Source organism: Psychrobacter sp. 219-2-C, assembly GCF_049560815.1.
In the GTDB taxonomy this organism is placed as follows: domain Bacteria; phylum Pseudomonadota; class Gammaproteobacteria; order Pseudomonadales; family Moraxellaceae; genus Psychrobacter; species Psychrobacter faecalis.
Genome location: NZ_CP186933.1, coordinates 955,387 through 976,281 on the forward strand (window position 1 = coordinate 955,387; position 20,895 = coordinate 976,281).

Consider the following 20,895-nt stretch of genomic DNA (forward strand, 5'->3'; position numbering starts at 1 on the left):
GGGCTTCTTTTATAAACACAGTTTAAAGCTTTAAGATTTGCTAAACCATTATTATGAGTTTAACGCTGCTTGGGCTTTTTTCTGCTTCTTGACGGTCATCGCCAATAGCTGAATGGCGGCAGGCGTGACCCCGCTGATGCGTCCCGCTTGGGCAAGCGTGGCAGGACGAATTTGCGCCAGCTTTTGCACAATCTCATTGGACAATCCCGACACCACACTATAATCAAAATCCATTGGCAAGGCAGTATTTTCCAAACGCTTCATCTGATCGATATCTTCTTGCTGACGGTCAATGTAGCCGGCGTATTTAACAGAAATCTCAATCTGCTCACCGACTTGGCTATCAACCTCTGAACCAGTAATCGCCGCGATATCAGTAAAATGTATTTGCGGACGTTTTAATAAATCATACGCAGTCGATTCTTTAGACAGCACCTCGCCTGTCTGCGCCGTGACTTGCTGACCTAAAGCATTAGCAGGAGTTGCCCAAATGTCTTTAAGACGCGAGGTTTCGGTAGCAATGGCTTCCATTTTTTCTTGATAAGCCTGCCAGCGCACATCATCTACCAAACCAAGCTTGCGACCAGTCTCAGTCAAACGCTGATCAGCATTGTCTTCACGCAGTAGCAAACGATATTCGGCGCGGCTGGTAAACATACGATATGGCTCAGTGGTACCATGCGTAATCAAGTCATCGACCAGTACGCCAAGATAGGCTTCATCGCGGCGCGGCGTCCAAATATCAAATTCACTGTTTTCACAGGTGACCAATGCCGCATTAGTGCCGGCTAATAAACCTTGGACGCCCGCCTCTTCGTAGCCTGTTGTACCATTGATTTGACCGGCAAAGTATAAGCGGTCGATTGACTTGGTCTCAAGCGTTGGTTTTAGGTTCTGCGGATCAAAATAATCATACTCAATCGCATAGCCGGGACGCGTGATGTGTGCGTTCTCTAGACCCTTCATACTATGGATAAAGTCTAATTGCACATCAAACGGCAAGCTGGTTGAGATACCGTTTGGATATAGCTCATGCGTGGTCAAACCTTCTGGCTCAATAAAGATTTGATGGCTGTCTTTATCGGCAAAACGGTGAATCTTGTCTTCAATTGATGGACAATAACGCGGCCCAACGCCTTCGATTTTGCCTGAGAACATCGGTGAGCGGTCTAGGTTTTCACGGATAATGTCATGGGTGCGCGCATTGGTATGGGTGATATAGCAATTGACCTGTTCAGGATGCATGGACACATCGCCCATATAGCTCATCACCGGCAGCGGTGTATCGCCTGGCTGCACTGTCATCACGCTAAAGTCAACGCTACGCGCATCAATACGTGCTGGTGTACCGGTCTTTAGGCGACCCACCGGTAATTTCAATTCGCGTAAACGATCTGCAAGCTTGATAGAAGGCTGATCGCCTGCGCGTCCACCTTTTGAATTTTCCAAACCAATATGAATGACACCGCCTAAAAACGTTCCTGAAGTCAGCACCACAGTTTGGGTGTTAAAAACAATCCCCGTTGCCGTCACAACAGCGGTCGCGCGACCATTTTCGACTAAGATATCATCTGCTGCTTGTTGGAATATATCAAGATTTGGCTGATTTTCTAACGTATGACGAATGGCGGCTTTATAAAGAATGCGATCCGCTTGCGCACGCGTGGCACGCACGGCAGCACCTTTACGACTATTAAGCACTCGAAACTGGATACCAGATTTGTCAGTCGCCAGTGCCATCGCACCGCCAAGCGCATCAATCTCACGTACCAAATGCGACTTACCAATACCACCAATCGCAGGGTTACAGCTCATCTGCCCTAGCGTTTCAATGTTATGCGTCAAGAGTAACGTTTGCGCACCCATACGTGCGGCCGCCAAAGCTGCTTCTGTGCCAGCATGACCGCCGCCGATCACTACCACGTCGTAATTTTTTGGGTATTGCATGTATGCCTCACTTGACTCTCGACGCAACCGTGAGCCAGAGGCTATCGCTGCATAGCATGGCTGCTGGTCAATAAGCGTCAGTCGAATTTAAAAAAGAGATAACGACTCAGATGAGCCATTAAAGATAGGTAAAATAGCCGGTAATTATAACAATTTTTTACCGCTTAAAAAACGTTATACGAAAAACTATTTAAATTAACTGCTATTGCCATTAATCATAAAGGTGCATCAATAAAAGCTTGATAAACCTCGAATGGATTTATTTACCAGGACTGAGTGGTACAATGCGGTCAGCCTGCCCACTGGCCAGCATATGGTGGCTGCCGTAAGCTTCTGGGTTAATCTGCAAATAGGCATTCATCTGCCCAATAGCGTCGCCGTCATTGGTCGCCAAGATTTGCTCTTTAATCATCTCAACTGGCGGCAATGGCAAGTTTTTTAGCAAGGCCAAACGCTGAGCGTTATCACCCTTTAGCACAACCATCTCAATAAGTTGCCGCGCATCGATGGGTAAATCAGGGGTGTTTTGTGCCAATAATGCCAAATGATAAGCACCAGCTGCATCTTGATCCGCGACGATACGCTGCTCAATGGCAATATAAGTCGCTTCGGTTGCGCCGCCTGCTACGCTAAGCTGATGGATACATTTAAGAGCAGAATTTGGCTCATTGCCCGCCATATCTATTAAACGGGTTGATTCGTTTTTTAAATACTCGCGGCGTTTTTCGATAGCCGCTTGTTCAGCCGCCTCCTGCTGCTCCGTTAATTCTGTATTTGGTAATTCGGTGTTTGCTAAGTGATTATTCATATAACTCTCGCTTTTAGGCAAAATATATTTATCTTGGACACTATATGGGGCTAAAAGCGATAAAAACAATAAATTGCATAGACAATAAAAAACCCGAATAGCCTTTCTTCATGAAGAGAAATGGCTATTCAGGTTTACTTTGCTGCAATTTCTAAATGATTTATTGAGGCTTATCAACTGCCCAATAAAAACGCTTAACCATTAAGCAGCTGGGCTATTGGCTTCAACCAAAGGTTTTAGCTCGCCTGATTGGTACATTTGCAAAATGATGTCTGAACCGCCCATCAATTCACCGTCAATCCATAATTGCGGGAACGTTGGCCAATTAGCAATCTTCGGTAACGTAGCACGAATTTCTGGGTTTTCTAGAATATTAACATAAGCAAACGGGCGGCCAATTTGGGTCAAAACCTCAATCGACTTGGCAGAAAAACCACACTGTGGAAACTGCGGTGTGCCTTTCATATAAAGGATGACTTTATTGTCTTTGATTTGATCACGAATCAGCTGTTCAACATCGTTTGCAGCAGTATTTGGGGTTTGCTCACTCATAAAAGCTCCTATTTATTAAAACTATTATCAAAAAAAGATAGGTCACGCTAAATTTGGCCTGTGGCTGCTACATGGGGCGATTGCCGTTTATTGCAACCATCATGACTGACTACTAAGCCATTAGGGATTAAACATTAGGCATATTAGCATCTGAAACGTTAACATCAGAAATAGTATTGCTAGCCATATTGTCGTCAGACATCATCATATTTGGTACCAATAATACCACGGCATTGGCCATAATGCCCTCTTGGCGACCGGTAAAGCCCAATTTTTCAGTCGTTGTGGCTTTAATGCTGACATTACTCACAGCTGTTTGCAAGTCACTGGCGATATTTTCGCGCATCGCCAAATTATAGGGTGCCAATTTTGGGCGCTCACACATCACAGTAATATCAGCATTGCCTAAAGTATAACCGGCAGCTTGGACTTTACCATACACATAACGGAGTAGGACGCGCGAATCCAAACCGGCGTGCGCGGCATCGGTATCTGGGAAATGTTGCCCAATATCCCCAAGTGCCAATGCACCAAGCAGTGCGTCAGCAAGCGCATGGAGCACCACATCGCCATCAGAATGTGCCAGCAAACTATGGGTATGCTCTATCGGCACGCCTGCTAATATCACATATTGCTGCTGCTCGCCCGTATTATGAAACGCATGGACATCGATACCTTGACCAATTTTTATCATTATTATTCCAAGTGAATTACTAAGTGAATGAAGAGTGATTAAAATAATTTAGAACCGCTATCTAAATTTCTAAAGCGCTTTTAGACAACATGAGCGTGCATAGCTCGCCACCGCTTACGATTAACTGTTATAATATGACGCTTATTTTATCACAATACCCAGTCCAAAATACCCCGTCCAAAAAATGAGATGACCTTATCCGCTGACTAAGTCTATCACTCTTAGTCTTTTTATCGATGAATAGGGGCATTTTATACTTTGGGTAAGGTATAAATTGTTGAGCAATTCTATGTCAGCCACGCCAAACACCTCAAGTCTACCCGTTTCAGACGCTTTTAGCATCCATCGTCCTTTGACGCTTGCCAATATTGACAATCCTAGCAGCAAGCACGTCATCGTTGGTATGTCAGGCGGCGTCGACTCTTCCGTATCTGCCGTTTTGCTCCAGCAAGCAGGCTTTAAAGTGGAAGGTCTGTTTATGAAGAACTGGGAAGAAGATGACGGCACCGAATACTGTACGGCGATGGACGACCTAGCAGATGCGCAAGCGGTATGTGACAAAATCGGTATCAAGCTGCACACCGCTAATTTTGCGATGGAATATTGGGATCGCGTGTTTGAGCATTTCTTAGCAGAGTACAAAGCCGGACGCACGCCAAATCCAGATATTTTATGCAATAAAGAAATCAAATTTAAAGCGTTCTTAGATTATGCTTTGACCCTCGGTGCTGATTATATTGCCACTGGTCACTATACGCGCCGCAGCGTGAACTATGAAAATAACAACGGTGAAACCGTCGCCCAGCTCTTGTGTGGACTAGATAATAATAAAGACCAAAGCTACTTCTTACATGCGGTCGGCGGCGATAAAATCGCTAAGACGCTATTCCCGGTAGGCGAGCTTGAAAAACCAGTCGTGCGTCAAATCGCTGAAGAACATGACTTGGCGACGGCTAAAAAGAAAGATTCTACTGGTATTTGCTTCATTGGTGAGCGCCGTTTTAAAGACTTTTTACAACAGTACTTGCCAGCACAAAAAGGCGATATCGTCACCGACGACGGTCATGTGATAGGTCAGCATGATGGCTTGATGTATTATACTTTAGGTCAGCGCGGCGGCATCGGTATCGGCGGCGTCAAAGACCGTCCAGAAGAGCCTTGGTTTGTACTAGCAAAAGATTTGGCTAAAAACCGTTTGATCGTCGGTCAAGGTCATGAGCATCCGATGCTGATGAGTAATGAGCTACAAGCTTATAAGCTTGACTGGGTCGAAGGCTTGCCGCCTGCCGATATTTTTAGCACGGAAGGCTTACGCTGTATGGCAAAATCTCGCTATCGTCAGCCCGATCAGGCCTGCCGTGTTTACGCGCTAAATGATGATGGCAGTGAAGTCCGTGTGGTATTTGATGAGCCGCAACGAGCCGTTACGCCTGGTCAATCAGCGGTATTTTATATCGATGAGGTGTGTCTTGGTGGCGGTGTGATTGCCGCTATCGATGCGCCTTGTGGGTTTTGATTTTAAATAACTTTCAACCTTTCTTCATTTTTGCTTATTTTTATCACTTTTACTCCTGTTACTTTTGACAACTATTTGAGGCATCACTATGACTCCACTTACCGCACTCTCTCCAATCGATGGCCGTTACGCATCTAAAGCCGACAGCTTGCGTCCTTATCTATCTGAATTTGGTCTGATTAAAGCTCGCGTTACCGTCGAGATTCGCTGGTTACAGTCATTGGCAGATAATAGCGCAATTGGTGAGTTGGCAGCGTTTGATGCCGATACCAATGCCTTTTTAAACAGCATCGTTGACGACTTTAGCGAAGCGGACGCGCAAACGATTAAAGATATCGAAGCGACGACCAACCATGATGTCAAAGCGGTTGAATACTTTATCAAAGACAAATTCCGTGGTAATCAGCAGTTAGAAGACAGCTTGGAGTTTATTCATTTCGCTTGTACCAGTGAAGATATCAACAACTTGTCATACGCATTAATGCTAAAAGACAGCCGCGAGATTGTGGTTGCAAAAATGCAGCAAGTGACCGATAGCATTGTTGATTTGGCGATTACTCATGCTGACCAGCCAATGCTATCACGCACGCACGGTCAAACGGCCAGTCCAACGACGCTCGGTAAAGAGATGGCAAACGTCGCTTATCGCTTAGCCCGCCAAATTAAACAAATCGGTCAAGTTGAGCTACTCGGCAAAATTAATGGCGCAGTCGGTAACTATAATGCTCATTTCTCAGCCTATCCTGATGTTGATTGGCAAGCACACGCTGAGCAGTTTATTGACCAGCACCTAGCGCTAACGTTTAACCCTTACACTACCCAAATCGAGCCGCATGACTATATCGCTGAATTGTTCGATGTGGTCAAACGTTTTAATACCATCTTGATCGATTTTAACCGTGATATTTGGCAATATATTAGCTTAGGCTATTTTAAGCAGCGCCTAAAAGATGGTGAAGTGGGCTCTTCTACCATGCCGCACAAAGTCAATCCGATTGATTTTGAAAACTCAGAAGGTAACTTGGGGGTGGCGAACGCGATGCTTGCACATTTGGGTGAAAAACTACCAATTTCACGTATGCAGCGCGATTTATCAGACTCGACTGTACTGCGCAATATCGGTGTTGGCTTAGCGCAAAGTATGATTGCTTATGATGCGTGCCTAAAAGGCGTTGGTAAACTTGAATTGAATGCACAGCGTTTAAATGACGACTTAGATAACGCGCAAGAAGTATTGGCTGAGCCGATTCAAACGGTCATGCGTCGTTACCGTGTTGAGAACCCGTACGAAAAACTCAAAGCCTTGACCCGTGGCAATGCTATGACACGTGAGGCCATGCTGACTTTCGTAGAAAGCGATGAATTATCTGCGGTTTCAGATAGCGATAAAGCGCGCCTACGTGAACTGACGCCTGCGACTTATACTGGTAATGCCGCTGAGCAAGCTCGCACGATTAAAGACTGGATTGCTAAGATTTAATCTCTGATCAAGCTTGAAGTAGCTAGCGGACATATTTTGAAATAAATATAAATGAGTAGGACTGCCTATTCATTTATATTAAGAAAAACATTAACCTTACCTACTATTACTTGTCTTAAAAGACAGTTAGTTAATGGGTAAGGTTTTATTTTTTATCTTTTTTATCATCGTCATCACTGTCGCCCGGTATGATGGCTTTACCGACCGCCACTGTGCCTTTGACCACGCCTTTGGTGGTTTTATAAGCGATTTTAGCTGGCACGGTCACAACCTTGTGCACACAAGCTTGTAATAAAAATACGCTGGCGATAATAACGATAAAATGTAATTTTTTCATAAACTTCCTACGATTGATGAGGTGTTCTGACAGCAACTATTCATACGGTAATACTCGCTATCAGCTAGGCGATAATCATAAACTATTAAAACTTTCCTATAAAGCATCTCTTGTTATTTCTCTTATACCCATTTTTAGACATGGATTTATCAATGACCACAATTCCTCTTTGCTTGCCCGACTCTATCACGCCTGAGCAATTTTTAAGTGAATATTGGCAAAAAAAACCGCTCCTTATTAAGCAAGGCTTACCGCAGCTAATTGACATGTTTGAGCCAGACGATATGCTTGGTCTTGCTATTGAAGAAGACGCGGCTGCACGCCTGCTCACCCAAGCCGCTACTAAGCAAGACGGCCTAGCGCAATGGCAACTTAAAAAAAGTCCCTTAACTGAAAGCGATTTTGACAATTTGCCTGAACAATGGACGGTACTGGTACAAAACCTTGAACAATGGTCGCCTGAGCTCGGACAGTTGTGGCAAGCGTTTGATTTTATCCCGCAGTGGCAACGCGACGATATCATGGTGTCTTATGCGCCAAAAGGCGGCTCAGTCGGCAAGCATTATGATGATTACGATGTGTTTTTAGCGCAAGGCTACGGTCAGCGTCGTTGGCAGCTTGGCAAATTTTGTGATAAAAACACTGAGTTTGTCGCCGATGAGCCGATTAGATTGTTCGATGATATGGGCGAGATTATTTTTGATGAGATATTAGAAGCGGGCGACGTACTTTATGTGCCGCCGAAATTATCACACTTTGGCGTCGCGCAAGATGATTGCCTAACCTTCTCTTTTGGTTGTCGTCGTCCGAATTTGATGCAAATCATCGACAGTCTGGCTGATATTGCTACCAACGACAGCGATTTATTTATCCCTATGATACTGCCACAAGCACTACAAGCGTCGGGTGAATTGACAGCAAGCAGTATCGAGGCGATTAAAGACCAGCTCTTACAAATGCTGCAATCTGAGCGCGGCAACGATATCATCCGCCAAGCAGTATCCGAAGTTGTCAGTAAGCGCCAGTATGATGCGCTAGTGCCAGAAGAAACGCTAGATACTGATGAGTTGATGCAGGCCCTATCAGATGGCGCAACGCTACAAGCCGACTATAGCAATCGTTTGCTTTATAGCCAAACCAATGATGGCGTGACGCTATATGCCAACGGTCAGCGCCTTGATGGTTTGGATGCGGAAGCGGCCGCTGTGCTAATGCGTTTGGCCAATGGTAAGCATTTACAAACTCAAGATGTTAAAAATATTGACCCAGATGATTTAAGCGAATGGTTAGAGAATGGTTGGGTGTGGCTACAATATCCCGAATGATACGGTAGCCATAACCACTCAATAATTATGAGTGTTGTTGAAAAATTCACCTTGAAATAAGCTGGCTATTTGTCAGCTTATTTTATATCACCCCTTTTTTATAACGGCTCATGCCAGCAATGACTGTTTCTTCAATCACTCTATCGTCGCCAAGCATCATCAGCACAAATAATTGTTCATCGAGTGATTTTGTCTGCCTCATACGGTGCGTAAGTAACTCTGTCGCGCCCATGTCTATTATTACAAAATCCGCTTCTTTATCAGGCATAAAGTTACCGATTTTATCGTCTAATAATAGCGACTGCGCGTTACCTAAAGTAATCTGATACAAGCCTTGATGCGCGGATAATGGGTTGTTTTGTAATTGTTGCACTTTATAAGCTTCCGATAACGTCGTCAGCATCGACAAACTGGTTCCTGCCCCTACATCGGTGGCGATACTAACGCCGGTATAACGTAAAGTCTTAGATAAATTAAACAAACCACTACCCAAAAATAAATTGGACGTTGGACAATGGGCAATTTGCGTCCCAGTATCACGCAGTACCTCATACTCTGATGCTTCAAGATAAATACCATGCGCTAAAGTAGTCCGCCTTCCCAGTAATCCCAAATCATGATAAACGTCAAGATAGCCCGTATGTTTGGGATAAAGTTCACGCACAAAGGCAATCTCAGCAAGGTTTTCAGCCAGATGCGTTTGCAGATACACACTATCATAGCTGCGATATAACTCACCCGTCATTTGCAACTGTTTTGGCGTCGATGTGATGGCAAATCTTGGCGTAATCGCCACATGTTGACGGCCTCGCTCGTGCCATTTATCAATGATGTTTTGCGAATCGCGGATGCCCTGCTCAGTCGGTACACACAAATTCTTGGGCGCATTTTGATCCATCAGTACATTACCGGTAATCATACGCGTATTGAGGCGAGTACTTTCTTCAAAAAACGCTTCAACAGACTCAGGATGACTGGTCGAAAACACCAAAGCGCTGGTCGTACCATTGGCAAGCAGCTGGTTTAAAAAGAACTTTGAGGTATCATGCGCAACCTGTGGGTCACTAAAATTGGCTTCGGTGACAAAGGTGTAATTGTTGAGCCAATCAAGCAATTGCTCACCAAAGGCGGCAATCATATCTATCTGCGGATAGTGGACATGAGTGTCAATAAAGCCTGGCATGATAAGCTTGTCTTGATAATCGTGAATCTGTACGGGCGCTTTGCTCTGTTGTGCGCTACTACTAGCATATCGCGCCATAATCACATTTTTACTGCCATAGTCTAGCACGCGACCGCTCACATCATCGACGACCAAAGCACCTTCGGCAATATACTCAGGATAAACATTAATACCTGCGATTACAGGGCGCAATATGACATTTTTATCAACCACTGGTAGTGTGGCATCATTGGCATGTGTATCATTAGTGCTTGTATCACTGCTGTTGGTGCTTTTTTCTCTCTTAGCCAGATTGTCTTCGGTTAGATAATGCAGCAGTCGTGCTTGATAAATATGTATGGTCATAAAGGCGTCTCACCTAAATAGAGTAAAAGGCAATAAAGTTTTACTGATAAATGTTAATTAGAAATAATATTTATGCTTGGTGATACAGCTGCAAAATTTGACTGGCGATAGATACCGCAACGGCCATTGGTTCTTTACCGCCAATCTCAAGGCCAATTGGCATCGTTACCTTATCAACGACTTTTTCGCTATAACCGCGCTGCAGCAACTTTTCTTTAAAGCGCTTGGCTTTGGTTGCCGAGCTGATACAGCCGACATAAGGCCGCGCACTGCTTTCCTTTAATGCAGTCTTTGAATCAGTAGCTAGCAAACAATCTAAAGCCGCGCGCACCAAGTCAAAATCAAGACTGTGATCATGAGTCATGACTAAAATAAAATATTGCGTACCTTTATTTGTAGATAGTCTGCGAGCGCCATTGGTCAAAAATGGACGGATAAAATCAACCGGATCGTCGTCAATATGCACACGAATATGCGCTGGTAATTGGTCATTCACCTGTCCGTCCGCTGTGCCAGATTCAGCGCTCAGATAACGCTCAAACATCTCAGGACGACTGTCTATCCAGTCCACTTGGCAAGGCAGCTCAGCCAATATGCTCATTAATGCGGTAGCTACGTGTCCGCCCCCAAAAACCAATAGCGACATCGGTGGTGTTAAGTGAAAGCATTCAAACATCACCGTCACGCTACCACCGCAGCATTGTGCTAACTTAGCGCCCAATGGATAATGTTTGCTGTAAACTGCTTCACGGCGTACCGCTTGTGCTTTTGCAGACCTGCCTGCTTTTAATGGTTGAGAGAAAGCTTTCGAATTATTTGGCTCAAGCTCGCCATTTAATAGTTGCCGCGCTGTTAGCGTTACATCATGCTCTAAACTCCCACCGCCCAGCGTATCGCAGCAGTCATCGAGCGTGACAATCATTTTAGACTGTAGTTCGCGAGGTGCCGAACCATTGACGGCAACGACCGTCGCTAATACATGGGCAACCCCCTGCTGCTGATATTGCGCCAGTCCCTCATACCATTTCGTTGGTGGCATCTGCGTGATAAGTGACTTATTCACTGTGCGCAGGTCCACGAGCCGTTGAGACGTTAGGGTTTTCTATCGCCTCAGGCTCTTCATCAAACAATTGACCTTCAGACGCAGGCGGTGTCGTGTCTGTCGCATGCGGTACTTGCTGCGGCAATACGCGATCGTCAGCTGGCGTTAAGCTTTCAATAGTTTCGGTATCTGGTTTAGAAGCGATTTCCCACGCTTGACCTTGTAGACGCATGACGGCTTTTAGTACGGCCTCTGGCGTCGCTGGCATGGTCAGCTCTGGATTTTTCTTATAATTACCCAAGCTTGCGATGGCATTATTAATCGCACACCAAACGCTCGCTGCTAACATAAACGGTGGCTCACCAACGGCTTTAGAATTATAAATGGTCTGCTCTTCATTTTTACGATCAAACAGTTTGACGCGCCATTGTTTAGGCAAATCATGTGCCGTAGGAATTTTATAATTAGCGGGGCTGTTAGAAGCAAGCTTGCCTTTTTTATCCCAAATAAGCTCCTCAGTGGTTAGCCAGCCCATACCTTGCACAAAGCCTCCTTCAATCTGACCAATATCAACTGCAGGATTAATCGATTGTCCGACATCGTGCAAGATATCGCAGTGCAGCACCTTGTACTCTCCTGTTAAAGTGTCAATCTCAACTTCTGCGCAGGCTGCACCTAAAGCAAAGTAAAAGAAGGGTCGCCCCCACGCTTTTGAGCGGTCGTAAAATATCTTGGGCGTTTTGTAATAGCCAGTCGAAGACAAGCTAATACGGTGCTGATAAGCGAGCAAGACAAAATCTGCAAACGTAAGCACCTCTTTAGCACCGATATAAACGTGATTGCGCTCAAAACGGACATCTTCGGCATTGACTTGAAAATGCTCGGCAGCAAACTCAAGCAAACGATTTTTAATGGTGATACAGGCATTTTGCGCCGCTTTACCATTCATATCCGTACCCGATGAGGCAGCCGTCGGCGAGGTATTTGGCACTTTATCGGTGCGAGTAGCAGTGGCTTTTACCGTATCTAAATCGACATCAAATTCATTAGCAACGATTTGGGCAATTTTAATATATAACCCTTGACCCATCTCGGTGCCGCCATGATTGACTTGAATCGTGCCATCGGTATAAATAAGTACCAAAGCGCCAGCTTGATTGAGGGTTTGCACGGTAAATGAGATACCGAATTTCACTGGCGTTAACGCTAGACCCCAGCGTTTATCATTGCCTTCAGCTTCAGCCTTTTTATTTGCTTCGATAATTTGCTGACGGCGCTTATCGTAATCGCTATCCTGTGCGAGCGTCCGCATGATAGTCCCCAAATCAAAATGCTCAATCGGCTGACCGTAATGGGTGCTTTGACCGTTTTGATATAAGTTTGCTAGACGTACCTGCAACGGATCTCTACCTAACGTATAAGCAATGTGATCCATCATATATTCAGCGGTTAGCAAACCTTGTGGCCCACCAAAACCGCGATAAGCAGTGTTAGATACCGTATGGGTCTTGCAGCGGTGACCTGCTATCTGCGCGGCCGGATAATAGTAAGCATTATCACAATGAAACATCGCCCGATCGACAATAGCATCGGACAAATCAGGCGAATAGCCACATAGTCCTGCTAGCTGCATATCGACGCCAAGTATCTGTCCGTCTTCATTGACGCCGACCTCATAGCGATTGGAAAACTCGTGCCGTTTACCAGTCACCACCATGTCATCTTGTCGATCTAAGCGCATACTGACTGGCATATTTTGGCGCTTAGCCACGATAGCGCACAGGCACGCCCACGCCGCAGCTTGGGTTTCTTTACCGCCAAAGCCGCCGCCCATTCTACGCACAATGGTAGTCACCGCATGAAATGGCAGGTCCACTACTTCAGCGACCAGTTGCTGCACTTCGCTTGGATGCTGCGACGACGTATAAACTTCAAGACCGCCATCATCACAAGGCACAACGTAAGATACCTGCCCCTCAAGATAAAAATGCTCTTGCCCAAGCATATGAATATGCCCTGCAATACGCGTCGGTGCTGATTTTAGCTCAGCTTGCGTATCACCGCGCTGCATAAAGTGGCTCGGCCGTACAAACTGCTCTTGCTCTAATGCGTCATCGATAGTCAAAATGGCTGCTAATGGCTCATATTCTATCAGCGCATTCAGCACTGCCTTTTTGGCGGCACGGTGACTGGTTGCAACGACTGCAAATAAGGTTTGACCGACGTATTCGGTGACTTTATCTGCCATTAATGGATCGCCATCGAACACTGGGCCGATATCAGTCTTAGCAGGCAAATCCTGAAACGTAATGACATCGACCACCCCATCGGCCGCCCATACTGCACTCAAATCCATATGCACGATACGGGCATGGGCATGAGTGCTTTTACCAATCGCTAAATGCAGGGTGTTTTGCGGTTTTAGCATGTCATCGACGTAAGTGGCCGTTCCCATCACATGGCTGATAGCACTGTCATGTTTGACTCCCGTACCGATTTTATTTTTTGGCGGGCGCTGTCGGCGTATACTATAACTGTCAAATAGTGAAGAATGATGGCTCATAGTGTCTCTTCCTTGTATTCTTTACAAATGGCGATAAACGTTAAGCGCTCGCAGGTTGTATATCTGCGACCAATTGCTTACCGCATTTAATCATTAAGCGCTGCACGACATGCATACGATACTCACGACTGGCTCTAACGTCCGTCATGGGCGAGACATCTAACGCCAGATTTTGCGCCGCTGCTTCAAAACTGGCAACCTCAACAGATTGCCCAACCAGCATTTCCTGACAATTCGTCGCTAATAAAGGAATCGCCGCCATACCGCCCAGACCGAATTTTGCATTTTTAATCGTCATGCCATCTGCTGACAAATCGACTCTTGCTGCCAATAAGCAAGCAGAAATGTCGTCTTCATAACGCTTACTTACCTTATGAACATATAAATGCTGATGGTCTTGTAACAGTGGAATATGCAGCGCCACGATATAACTGCCAGCGCGCAGTTTGGTCTTTTTATAATCCAAGAAAAATGCCTGCAAAGGTATAATCTCATCAATATAACCATTTTTATTAGCATCGCTACCATCAATAGCTGCGCAATGACGCAAATGAATTTGCGCATCTAATGCCAATAAAACCGGTGGCAAATCGCCAATCGGTGAAGCATTAGCGACGTTACCGCCGATGGTGCCCATATTGCGAATTTGCGGCGAGGCAATGCGTTCAAATAGATGAGCAAAATTCGGAAAATACTCTTCAAGGACAGGCAGCAGTTGCTGATAACTCATGCCCGTGCCCAATATTAAAGATGGTACTGCCGATTTCATTTCGCTATTAACCTTGTCGCTGTTAACTTTATCGACATTAACTCTAGATTTCTCATCAGTATGTTGATGTAAGTCTTGTAGCGACCAAGTTTTTAGCGCCTCAACCGCTGACAGCTGCACAATTACCTCATGATCGACCAGGTGCTGGGTCACGCTTAACCCCAAATCAGTACCGCCCGCCCAAATAGTTGCGTTTGGATACGCGGCTAACACCTGATTGAGCTCGTCAATGGACTGCGGAATAAAGAGTTTGCGTGCTGCTTGCGTGAGTGCAGGCTCAATAGTATTGCTAGCAGCGTGTTTGCTGTTTGCCATTGCATCGGTTGCCAGCTTTATCGTTAAATCTTTAGCAAAGATTTGCTCAGCATCGCGCTGTTTGCCAATTTTGCCCATCGCTAAACCCGCATCGATAATAGGACGATAACCGGTACAGCGGCACAGATTTCCGGATATAGCAGCGACAATATCATTGTAACTAAGATCGTCCGATGCCAGTCCTGCTGCCACTTGCAAACGTTGGTTTTCATAAGTACTCGCCAGCGTCATGACAAATCCAGGCGTACAAAAACCGCACTGCGAGCCATGACAATCAACCATGGCTTGCTGAGCTGGGTGCAATAAGGCGCGATCTGGGTGATTGGCGGGATTATCGGCGATATAAGCGGCAGTCATCAGATGATGATCATCCATCAATGACAGTAGCGTGATACAAGCATTAAGGGTATAAAAAGGTGCTTGCATAGATTGGTCTGCGTCATGAGCAGGCAAGCGCTGCGCCATGATGGTACACGCGCCGCAGTCGCCACTCGCGCAGCCTTCCTTGGTATCGGTTTGCTTTTCATGCAGGCGTAGATACTCAAGAACGGTGGTGTTCGGGTTTAGATCAGTGACTTGTTTGTACTGACCGTTCAAATAAAAACGAATCATAGCAACGCTCGGCTGTCAGGATAAAAGGCAGATAAAAACTATAGTTTTATCTGAAATCGAATATAAAATGTTAACAATCAATATCTGCAAAGGTCAGGCGTTATTACGACACCGCCCTAAGGTAGTATTCAATTATCATGTTAATAATATTTATACGATGACGATCATCATACCTACATCAATACTGATAGTTATACGGGTATTGAATAAGCTGACTGCCTATCTGACTACTGACTTGCTCAGGCTTAATCGGTTTGCGGTTTGAACTTTTTAATTCACCAATCATCTATGCGTCAATTAAAAAGCGGTCATAAAGGTTTGGGTATAGGTGAGGCTACCTACCCTATTGGAAAAGCGGAGAATATAAGCATGGGTCACACTCCTTTTTAGCTTAAAGTACCTCAACATTCCGTGTTGAAGCTGTCTATTAGCATTCAATGAATAAATGCTGACTAAACGGTTAACTTATACTAGCACTAACTCTATTTAACTTACAACTAAAAAAAGCACATTATTTTGTTTAATATGGTCAAGGAATTTTAGAATCGCTACAAGGCGACCGACCGCAGATAGTACATTGAGTACATCTAGGACAGGTAACACCGTAGCGGTTTAAAAGTGCTCTGACTATAATTCAAAAGCTTTTTAATACTATATATTTTTAGCCAACCTTTCTGATTAATTTTATCCTTAATTTTTCATAAAACAATAAAAAACGGTCAGTAATCATTTCCCAAATTGCTTGAAAAATGGCTACTGACCGCCGCTTATACAATACTAGTTTTTTTTATTTAGCTTTACAGCACTTACTCGGTGCCAAGCTCGAGCAAGCTGGCATTACCGCCAATCGCTGTGGTATTAATGGTCCTTACCCGCTCAGTGACAAAGCGGTACAGGTAATCAGGCGTCAGCATCTCTGACATCCCCTCCATATCAGTGATGGCAATAACTTGCGTCAAGATACCATCGGTCTTAGCAAGCTCTTGGCTGATGGCTTGCACTTCGCTTTGGTTGCCAGCGACTGCAACTTGCGCCAATCGATCGATATATAGCAGTGTAATGGTTTGCGAATCATTGGCAACGCTTAAGACATCATCGCTGATGCCAGTGTCATGCAATATTTTTGCCGCTTCAATACACATCTCGCTCTGACTTGGACAATGCAGTATCACCTCATTGCCAGTCAGTAAAGCTGCAACCAATTGCCCAAGTACCGCCATCGCGCGAGCAGATTCGCCGCCGATAACCATGGTTTTGCCGCGAGCAGTCACGTACAAATCATTGGACTCACCTGTTGCGCCCGTCATACGCTGCACGTCATCGAGCATCGGCGCGGCATTTAATAAATGGGTAAATAAACGCTGGGCTTTATTGGCGTCACCAGTAAGTAAGGCCAGTTTAGCAACAGCTGCTTGTAGATAAGTTGCTCGCTCTACCGCGCTTAATAACCGCCAAGCTTCACAAACTTGGGCATGATTCTTTTTAAATTCATTCGCCATCTTGCTACTCCTTATGCGATTTGGGTAAGAGTTTCAGTGCTATTATTTTCTACCGCCGTGTTCGGCTCAGTACACAGCTGCATCAAACGCGCAACGTAATGCGGACCACCAGCTTTTGGACCCGTACCAGATAGACCACAACCGCCAAACGGTTGCACGTTGACGACGGCACCGATTTGGTTGCGGTTAATGTAAGTGTTGCCGACAAAGGCACGGCGCTCGATATGCTCGGCGATATTTTCAATACGGCTGTGGATACCCAAGGTCAAACCAAAACCTGTGCTATTAATCGCATCAATAAGCTTATTCAAGTCGCGCGCTTGATAACGTAGCACATGCAATATCGGACCAAAGTGCTCACCGCCAATCACATCGATACTTTTCACCTCAATCGCGGTTGGCAAAACAAAGGTAGAGCGCTCTTCGCTAACCACTGAGCTTGCGCTCATCGGCGTCTGCGCCAAGATCGTCGCCGTTGGTTCAGCCGCCATACGTTCGATATGCGCGTCCAGACTTTGCTTGGCATCAGCATCAATTACTGGGCCGACGTCGGTTGCGGCATACAATGGATTGCCGACGACCAATTCTGCCATCGTTCCTTGTAACAGCTCGATTAAATTGTCCGCTACTTCTTCTTGCACACATAAAATACGACACGCAGAACAGCGTTGACCTGCCGAACCAAAGGCAGATAATACCGCATCTTTAACCACTTGCTCGGGCAATGCGGTTGAATCGACAACCATGGCATTCTGACCGCCGGTTTCGGCTATCAATACTGGCAACTCACCACTGATTTGCTGATGCAGGCTCTGATTGATATGCTGCGCCGTTTGGGTTGAACCGGTGAAAATAACGCCTGCAATATTATCGGCAGCGGTCAACGTGCCGCCAACTTCGCCAGCGCCAACAACAAACTGCAAAGCGTCTACCGGCACGCCAGCTTGATACATCAGCTGCACAGCAAAATGCGCGATTAAGCTGGTTTGCTCGGCAGGCTTAGCAACCACAGTATTACCCGCCGCAAGCGCCGCCATGATTTGACCGGTATAAATTGCCAAGGGGAAATTCCACGGGCTAATACAAACAAAGGTGCCGCGCGGCTTATACACTTGACGTGATTGCTTGCCTGCTAAGTCGGTAAACTCATAAACCTTGGCGTCGAGACGTTCTGCTTCATCGGCATAAAAACGGCAAAAATCAACCGCTTCTTTGATTTCATCAATGCCGTCTTGCATGGTTTTACCCGCTTCGATTTGGCAAAGTGCCATCAATTCGGCATAGTTTTCTTCATACAAGTCCGCTACTTTGCGCAAAATAGCCGCGCGCTTGGCAGCAGGTACGGCTCGCCATACGCTTTGACCTGCAATGGCAGCATCAATGGCTTGCTGCGCAATATCAGCATTGGCGTAGGCGACTTCACCGGCGATGACTTCATGGTTCCAAGGCGCGCGTACGGTTTGCGACTCAAGTTTTTCAGAATTGCCATCGACTTTATCTGCATCAACTGCTTTGCCGTTAATGATAGAAGTTGCCGACCAAGTTTTATGCAAATGGCTATCGATAGCGGCTTTAAATAGTAGCCACTGCGACTCTACAAAGATATTAGGGCCAAAACTGGCTCGGCGCGCGCCATAGATATCTAATGGCAACGGAATATCAGGATTGTGCAAAGTAGCATTGCTCAATAACTTATCGTATGGGTGCACGGTGAGCTTATCAATGGGATAAGACTTATCTAATAACTGATGCACAAACGAGCTATTGGCACCGTTTTCTAGTAAACGGCGTACCAAGTACGGTAGCAAGTCTTTATGAGCGCCAACAGGTGCATAAATACGCACGGGGATTTTATAAGCTTGCAGAATATGGTCATAAAGTGCATCGCCCATGCCATGAAGACGCTGGAACTCAAACTCTCGGTGCGCACTCATGGTCATCACTGAAGCAAGCGTATGCGCATTATGGGTAGCAAACTGTGGCCAAATCAAACCGCGCAAATGCTCTGACAATAAGAAGCGCGCACAGGCAAGATAAGCGGTGTCTGTGCCTTCTTTACGGGTCCAGACCGGATAGCCGGACAGTCCCTTTTGCTGGGCCAGTTTGATTTCAGTATCCCAATACGCGCCTTTGACCAGACGTACTGGAATACGGTCACCGACTTCAGTTGCCAAACGCGCAAGCCACGTCAAAACGGCAATCGCACGTTTAGAGTAACCTTGTACCACCAACCCTAAGCCATCCCAACCGGCGGTTAAGTTATCACGGTAAAGAGACTCAAACAGCTTTAAAGAAATCTCAAGACGGTCTGCTTCTTCAGCATCGATACTGATATCGACATTGACCTCACGGGCCGCTTCAATCAATAACAAGCAACGCTGACGCAGTAGTCCCATCACTTGCGCTTCTTGCGTCGCTTCATAACGCGGGTGCAATGCTGATAGCTTAATAGACACTGACGGCTTTGGCATACCTTCTTTTACCTTGATGCTGGCCGTCGCTTTAATCGCATGCAGGTAATCGTTAAAGTATTTTTCCGCATCTTTATGGGTAATCGCCGCCTCACCTAGCATATCAAACGAATAGGTATAGCCTTTATTACGATAAGGCTGGCTGTTTTTATTGGCGCCCTCGATGGTTTCGCCAAGTACAAACTGATGCCCCATAATGCGCATGGCTTTTTGCATGGCACTACGAATGACCGGCTCGCCCATTTTTTTGGTCATACGGTCCAAAAACCCAGCAGCGGTAGTATCACGATCAATACTGACAACGCGGCCCGTCATCATCATGCCCCACGTCGAGGCATTGACCATAAAACCATTGTCATTTTTGATGTGTTTTTTCCAGTCAGCGACGCTCATTTTATCGTGGATAAGCGCATCAGCGGTGTAATTGTCTGGCACCCGAATCAAGGCTTCTGCCAAACTCATGAGCAAGATACCTTCTTGGGTATCAAGGCTATATTCAAGCAATAATGAATCAACCATTTTTACGGCTTTGCCATCATTACGTACATGTTCGACCAATTGACGAGTTTGCGTAGCAGCCCCTTCACGCTCGGCATCCGTTGGCTTAGCGAGCGGCAACAAGTCCGTCAACCAGCGCTCCTCGTCCACACTATATAAAGGTGAAATACGGAAGAACAGCTCGTTCGACAATTGACTGAGATAAGCGGGCTTTAATATATCGAGCGGATTAAATAAAATCGGCTCTTGCGGGGTAAATTGGTCTACTGGGTTCATAACAACTCCATAACTATCGTTTAAAAACCATAATAAATGGTGCGGTAGGAGCTTTGATTGCTAAAGATATAGCGGCAACTATTGTTAAACATTCTTAAAATTTCATCCGTACTATTCTTGATAACAAACATCTTTGATATCGAATAGGGGATAAATAATAACTATAGAAATAAGCCAATTAGCAATATACAAAAGACCAAACAGCGCCATTATAAAACGAGAAAATCCAGCATAGGCTGGAAACGGTCAAGTAGGTCGTTTTAGTGTTAAACGGGCTACGTTAACAATATAAAGGCAACAACAAACAGCTAAGCGGCATTAGTGCCTTCTTCTTGTTAGTAGTGAAAGGAGGTGATGCTCAGAGGTAAGTGACGTTTCATAGAGGTTTGCGTTCATAAAATCTAACATTTATAACATCTGAGTTTTATGGAAACTTAAAGCCTAATAAACACTTATCTGTCATCTTATAGAATACTAATTCACTGTAAGAAAAACCTCTACGGCGTTGATTGAGGTGATGCGCTTAACCTCGACATGGTAGCATGAAAAAAATTTTCCAACTAACGAATTTACCTATTTTAACCAAACAAAATACTGTTTAAAAACAAATGGTTATTAACCACTTATTAGAAATGACGCTTTAGTTATAAATTTATATTTACT

13 protein-coding genes and 1 pseudogene are annotated in these 20,895 nt (G+C 45.3%); 3 read left to right on the plus strand and 11 right to left on the minus strand.

What is annotated here, in order from left to right:
* Positions 1-51: 51 nt before the first annotated feature.
* The 4 genes and pseudogenes from mnmG to ispF form a co-directional block, all read right to left on the minus strand.
* Positions 52-1,947, minus strand: coding sequence for a tRNA uridine-5-carboxymethylaminomethyl(34) synthesis enzyme MnmG (gene mnmG, locus ACPEGP_RS03830; protein WP_288727117.1), 1,896 nt, complete (start codon positions 1,945-1,947; stop codon positions 52-54).
* A gap of 259 nt (positions 1,948-2,206) precedes the next feature.
* Complete coding sequence (locus ACPEGP_RS03835) at positions 2,207-2,755, minus strand: hypothetical protein (protein WP_191690915.1); 549 nt, start codon at positions 2,753-2,755, stop codon at positions 2,207-2,209.
* Positions 2,756-2,956: 201 nt separating this feature from the next.
* Positions 2,957-3,307, minus strand: coding sequence for a Grx4 family monothiol glutaredoxin (gene grxD / locus ACPEGP_RS03840; protein ID WP_068408679.1), 351 nt, complete (start codon positions 3,305-3,307; stop codon positions 2,957-2,959).
* A gap of 217 nt (positions 3,308-3,524) precedes the next feature.
* Positions 3,525-4,001: pseudogene (ispF, locus tag ACPEGP_RS03845) on the minus strand (2-C-methyl-D-erythritol 2,4-cyclodiphosphate synthase); the annotation flags it as partial.
* 289 nt (positions 4,002-4,290) lie between these two features.
* On the opposite strand from ispF, the gene mnmA reads away from it, so the two are divergent.
* Together mnmA and purB are read left to right on the plus strand one after the other, a co-directional pair.
* Positions 4,291-5,517 (plus strand): tRNA 2-thiouridine(34) synthase MnmA, encoded by a 1,227-nt coding sequence (gene mnmA / locus ACPEGP_RS03850; protein WP_200662097.1) that lies wholly within the window; start codon positions 4,291-4,293, stop codon positions 5,515-5,517.
* An 88-nt stretch (positions 5,518-5,605) separates the two neighbouring features.
* On the plus strand, positions 5,606-6,997 hold the full coding sequence (gene purB / locus ACPEGP_RS03855; protein WP_201591193.1) for an adenylosuccinate lyase: 1,392 nt from the start codon (positions 5,606-5,608) through the stop codon (positions 6,995-6,997).
* Between the two features lie 145 nt (positions 6,998-7,142).
* Here purB and ACPEGP_RS03860 read toward each other — a convergent pair whose 3' ends face one another.
* On the minus strand, positions 7,143-7,334 hold the full coding sequence (locus tag ACPEGP_RS03860) for an NF038104 family lipoprotein (protein ID WP_068408670.1): 192 nt from the start codon (positions 7,332-7,334) through the stop codon (positions 7,143-7,145).
* 152 nt (positions 7,335-7,486) lie between these two features.
* On the opposite strand from ACPEGP_RS03860, the gene ACPEGP_RS03865 reads away from it, so the two are divergent.
* Entirely contained in the window at positions 7,487-8,659 is a 1,173-nt protein-coding gene (locus ACPEGP_RS03865) for a JmjC domain-containing protein (protein WP_423813993.1), read from the plus strand.
* A gap of 82 nt (positions 8,660-8,741) precedes the next feature.
* On the opposite strand, the gene guaD is transcribed toward ACPEGP_RS03865, so the two are convergent.
* From guaD to putA, 6 genes are all read right to left on the minus strand, one after another.
* Positions 8,742-10,187, minus strand: a complete 1,446-nt coding sequence (gene guaD, locus ACPEGP_RS03870) for a guanine deaminase (protein WP_423813994.1) — start codon at positions 10,185-10,187, stop codon at positions 8,742-8,744.
* A 70-nt stretch (positions 10,188-10,257) separates the two neighbouring features.
* The gene (gene xdhC / locus ACPEGP_RS03875; RefSeq protein WP_423813995.1) at positions 10,258-11,250 is read right to left on the minus strand and encodes a xanthine dehydrogenase accessory protein XdhC; all 993 of its coding nucleotides are present in this window, start codon (positions 11,248-11,250) and stop codon (positions 10,258-10,260) included.
* Positions 11,243-13,792: a xanthine dehydrogenase molybdopterin binding subunit gene (gene xdhB / locus ACPEGP_RS03880; protein WP_423813996.1), complete on the minus strand. Its 2,550-nt coding sequence runs from the start codon at positions 13,790-13,792 to the stop codon at positions 11,243-11,245. The genes xdhC and xdhB overlap by 8 nt, the downstream gene beginning before the upstream one ends.
* 40 nt (positions 13,793-13,832) lie before the next feature.
* The gene (locus tag ACPEGP_RS03885) at positions 13,833-15,488 is read right to left on the minus strand and encodes a xanthine dehydrogenase small subunit (RefSeq protein WP_423813997.1); all 1,656 of its coding nucleotides are present in this window, start codon (positions 15,486-15,488) and stop codon (positions 13,833-13,835) included.
* 806 nt (positions 15,489-16,294) lie between these two features.
* Entirely contained in the window at positions 16,295-16,987 is a 693-nt protein-coding gene (locus ACPEGP_RS03890; protein WP_423813998.1) for a 1-pyrroline-5-carboxylate dehydrogenase, read from the minus strand.
* Positions 16,988-16,998: 11 nt separating this feature from the next.
* Positions 16,999-20,232, minus strand: a complete 3,234-nt coding sequence (gene putA / locus ACPEGP_RS03895; RefSeq protein ID WP_423813999.1) for a bifunctional proline dehydrogenase/L-glutamate gamma-semialdehyde dehydrogenase PutA — start codon at positions 20,230-20,232, stop codon at positions 16,999-17,001.
* Positions 20,233-20,895: the final 663 nt, after the last annotated feature.